The 835-nt window shown below is 63.6% G+C and carries 1 pseudogene; it reads left to right on the top strand.

The window, feature by feature from the left end:
• Nucleotides 1–835, top strand: a pseudogene (locus NKH95_RS33375) (IS4 family transposase); the annotation flags it as partial.

The raw sequence follows: 835 nt of genomic DNA, 5'->3' as shown, positions 1-835 counted from the left end.
TGGGCGGCGGCGAAGGCTGCCTACCGCTTCTTTGACAACCCGCGCGTGACCGAACACAGCGTTCTCGCCGGCCATTTCGCCGCGACCGCAGCGCGCGTTGCGGCGAGCGAAGGTCCGATCCTTATCCTGCAGGACACGACCGAATTTATCTACAGCCGCGCGCAGCCGGGCAAAATCGGCTTCACCAAAACCATCAACGCCGGGCGCTACAAGGCCGGGCAGCCCAACGTGCAGACCTTGTGCGGTGTGCTGATGCATTCGAGCCTGGCCGTCACCCTCACCGGCACGCCCCTCGGTCTGACGGCGGCGAAGTTCTGGACACGAACGAAGTTCAAGGGAACGCTCGCGCTCAAGCGGCACATCAATCCCACGCGCGTGCCGATCGAGACGAAGGAGAGCTACCGCTGGCTGGAGAACCTGCGCCAGTCCATCGCGCTCATTGGCACGCCCGAGCGCTGCGTGCATGTGGGTGACCGGGAGAGCGACATCTACGAGCTCTATTGCACCGCGCAGGACCTTGGTACCAGCTTCCTCGTGCGGGTGCAGACGAACAGGCTGGCTGAGCGGCCTGCCGATGCTGCCCCACACGATCCAGCTCATCGCGTTTTTGCCCAACTTGCGGCGACGCCTTGGTCGGGACGTCATCGCATTACGGTCGATCAGGACGAGACGACCTGGCTGCAGGTGAAGTTCGTCGCCATCAACACCTTGCCGCCTGTGGGCAAGCAGAAGCGCTACAGTCCGCAGGTTCTGACATACATCCACGCTCTCGAAGAGGATCCGCCGCCCGGACGCGATCCGATCGACTGGAAGCTGGTGACCAACTTGCCGGTCG

Origin of the sequence: Mesorhizobium sp. M0848 (assembly GCF_040319805.1) — a bacterium.
Taxonomy (GTDB): Bacteria; Pseudomonadota; Alphaproteobacteria; order Rhizobiales; family Rhizobiaceae; genus Mesorhizobium.
This window is presented reverse-complemented; position numbering and strand designations above follow the sequence as displayed.